Source organism: Planctomycetota bacterium, from assembly GCA_016235865.1.
Classification (GTDB): Bacteria; Planctomycetota; MHYJ01; order JACQXL01; family JACQXL01; genus JACRIK01.
In genome coordinates this window covers 1-2,714 of the sequence record JACRIK010000017.1, presented here as the reverse complement: position 1 = coordinate 2,714, position 2,714 = coordinate 1, and the positions used below count along the sequence as shown (strand labels likewise).

Sequence of the window (2,714 nt, the reverse complement as noted above, 5' to 3'; positions counted from 1 at the left end):
CTCAACGTATATCTCGGCATTTCCGCCGGCCGTAACCGCGTCTGTCAGCCATCCGCCGGCTGAATTAATCGCGCTGGTGATATTTGTCATATCTAACTTATAATACGAGATGGTCCAGTTGGTCGGCGATACGGTGGTTGAAGTGCCGGTTATGGTAAACCGATCTAAAGCGTCCCCGTCATTCTCTATCTTTACATAATACGTAATATAGGTATCCGAGTCGATATTGGTCGTACCGGCGGTCTGGCTGACTACCGATGGCCACTCATATATATTATTATCCCTGACGCTGTTATACCCTTCTGTCGATGGCCTAATATACAAGTCCGTCTGATAGGTGTTGTTCACCGCCCGAGCCACTACATAATCCTTCTTGCCGTAGTCGCTCCTTGAGGTTCCCCCAAAATAAATGTCGTATGTCGTGCCCTGGGCTACGTTATTATCCGGTGAGACCTCTATCCTGAACATCTGCCCCTGGGTACCGCTCTGGAAAGAACCAAATGACGAGGTCGAATAGCCAGCGCCTGTCACCGCTGCAGTAATATTGCTACCACCTTGACTGTAGTATCTAATAGTCCAAGTACCGCCACCGGCTGCACCAGAAGGTGTACCCGTAATACTGAATGTGTCACTGTAATTACCGTCATTCTGGACCCGGACATAATAGGTGATGGTCTGGTTGTTATTCACCCCTTGTTGCTTGAGTTGGCTGGTCCCGGTCGTAGTATATACATCATATCCTACATAATTACCGGGAACCACATCTGCTTCAGTTGAGGTTCTGACAAACCCGTCCGGCTTGAACTGCTTATTCACTGCGGTCTGGGCCTGTAACTCATCTACAGGATTGCCCGCACTTTCAGACGTAGCCCTGACCTTTACCTGGAAGATATTCGGGCTGCCGGCATCATGCGCCCAGACACTCGCTCCAGGCGTTACCTCGGCCCTGATATCAGTTGTGCCGCCGTTTCCGGCCAGCCAGATCGGCGCCAGTGTCCCGTTAATTATCTGGCTGGTGATATCCACCCCGCCGGTTAAGGCGTCATAATAAGCCACGTTCCATAAACCGCTGCTGGCTCCGCCGCTGCCATACCCGCCTCCGGTCCCGGTTATGGTAAAGGTATCATCATTTAATCCGTCATTGGCTATCCTGATCTGATACGTAATGGTCTGACTGTTATTGACACTCTTTAATGATACTGATTGCCCGGACGGATCATTGGTATAATAATTATCTCCGGTGTAACTCCCCTCGCTCTGCTCCTTGGCCAGTAAATCCGGCTGGTAATAAGACTGCACCTTGGTGGTTGCCTTAACTACATCCTTCTCGCTATAACCGCTATTTTTGGATATAACGCTTACCAGCATCGGATATTCAGCCCCGATAGTCGAAGTCACGGCCTTTACCTCTAATCTGATTATCTTGTATTGCCCCGGCGCATATCCCACCGGTGATATTGGCCCGTATGGCCATCCCGCCCCGATAACGTTAGCCGTGATATTGCTCCCGCCGGTCGCGGCATCATAATAAGTTACAGCCCAATCCGAATTACCGGTTGCGCCGGTGATTGAGAATGTATCATCCGTATTACCATCATTCTCTATCCTGATATAATACGTTACCGTACTGCCGCTTGAGGTGTTTTGCTGCACGGCCTGGTTCGTACCGTCGGTCGATGTGATGACCATATCCGTATACGGCCCGCCGGCAGAAACGCTTATCCCGCCATCCGCCCGGTACATGATATTGGTCCTAATCCTGGCCTTGACCGTATCTGACTGACTCGGATTATTCGCCGCAATGGCTTTGACATAAGCCGTCTTTTCGCCTGAGGCGCCGGACAGAACGCTGCTATCCGGACTGGTTTCCACCCTGATCTCTTTATAACTGCCAGCCGCCAGGCTGCTGATCAGCCAGCCGGAGCCGGTTATCTGACCGTTCGGTATCTGGGTATTGCCCGGTAACTCATAATAAGTTACCGTCCAGCCGCCGCTTGTCCCTGAGCCAGTTACCGTCATATCTGTCGCGCTGTTGCCGTCATTCTCTACCTTGACTAAATAACTAACCGTGCTTAAGGCGGTAATATTCAATGTCGTATCGCTTTGGGTACTTCCGGTTTGGTTATACATCAAATTTCCTTCATAGACATATCCGGACGGCAAGGCAATCTGATTATCCGGCTGGTAATTGGGCGTCTCGGTAGCAGTCCGAACCGTATCAGCCTCAGTCGGTTCTAATACCGCCCTGGCCCGGATGTAATGGTAATAAGGCGCCCCGCCCGGTGGAGTACCGTTATGGGATATTTCTACCCAGATATCCCGGGTATCGACCGGATCGACATTGTCTGTATCATAACCTGCGCCTATCATCTGAGATGTAATATCACCGAATAAATCATAATAAGTCACGGTCCAGCCACCACCGCTACCGCTGCCGGTCAGTCTGTAAACAGAACTATTTCCACCATCATTTTCTATTCTGATATAGAATGTCACTACCTGCCCGGTGGCCGCGGCCTGCAACAACGAGGTTTGTATAGTCGGCTCATATTCATCCAATCCCACTGTATATATCGGGTAGTCAGTTGAGCGCGTGATATGCAAATCAGGCCGATATTGCCCTAATGTCGTATCTGCCTTGACCACATCCAGAGCGCTGTAACCGCTACCCTGAGACCGGGCCGTTACATACATCGTAAATACCGCGCCTGGGG

1 protein-coding gene is annotated in these 2,714 nt (G+C 50.7%); it reads right to left on the bottom strand.

All coding sequences use genetic code 11. From position 1 onward, the window contains the following. Positions 1 to 2,714, bottom strand: a 2,714-nt coding sequence (locus HZA49_05030) for a hypothetical protein (protein MBI5778799.1), incomplete at both ends; no start/stop codon positions are given.